Annotated in this window: 1 protein-coding gene; it reads left to right on the forward strand. The window is 54.2% G+C overall.

What is annotated here, in order from left to right; genetic code table 11:
* Position 1 precedes the first annotated feature (1 nt).
* Positions 2-1046, forward strand: a 1045-nt coding sequence (locus J5224_RS29700) for an extracellular solute-binding protein (RefSeq protein WP_264628653.1), incomplete at its 3' end; no start/stop codon positions are given.

Raw genomic sequence — 1046 nt, forward strand, 5'->3', positions numbered from 1 at the left:
TTTGCTCGGTTCTCTTTGTTGGGGAGCCTTTGCCGACACCGTCCAACAGAACACCTCGTTCGCCTTGTTGGGGGAGCCCAAATATCCCGAGGGATTCACGCATTTTGGTTACGTTAATCCTGACGCGCCCAAAGGGGGGAGCATCACGCTCAGCGCGCTGGGAACCTATGACAATTTCAACCGTTTTGCGTTGCGCGGCGTGGCGGCTGAACGTACCGAACGCCTGTACGATACCTTGTTTACCTCATCCGATGATGAGCCAGGCAGCTTTTACCCACTGATTGCACTGCATGCGCGCCACTCTGACGATTTTCGTTGGATGGAAGTGGAGCTGAATCCGAAAGCCACGTTTCACGACGGCTCGCCAATTTTGGCTTCTGATGTGGCCTTCACCTTCACGATGTTTATGACACAGGGTGTTCCGCAATTCCGCGTGGTGTACAAAGGGGTCACGGTGACCGCTGTCGGGCCGCGCACGGTGCGGCTGGAAATGCCTGAACCGGATAAGGAACGGCTGCTGGGGTTGTTAACATTGCCCGTTATGCCTGAGAGTTTTTGGAAAAATCACAGTCTGGCCGATCCGCTGTCCTATCCCCCACCGGCCAGTGGGCCCTATCGCATCACGTCATACCGCACCGGCCAATACGTTACCTATAAACGCGTGCAAGACTATTGGGGTGCCGATCTGCCGGTGAATCGCGGCTTGAATAATTTCGACCAAATCCGATACGACTATTATCTGGATGACAGTGTCGCGCTGGAAGCGTTCAAAGCGGGCGCTTTCGATATGCGTGTCGAAGGTTCACCCAAGCATTGGGCAACACAGTATGAAGGCGGTAACTTCGCTCGCGGTTATATCGTCAAACGCGATCTCGCGAATCAGGCGGCGCAGGATACCCGCTGGCTGGTATTCAATAGTGAGCGCCCGCTGTTTCAGGATCGCCGCATTCGGCAGGCCATCGGGCTTAATTTTGATTTTAACTGGATGAACAAGGCGTTCTATTATAGCGCCTATCAACGCGTCAACAGCCTGTTCCAAAACACAG

The organism is Candidatus Symbiopectobacterium sp. NZEC135, from assembly GCF_025962695.1.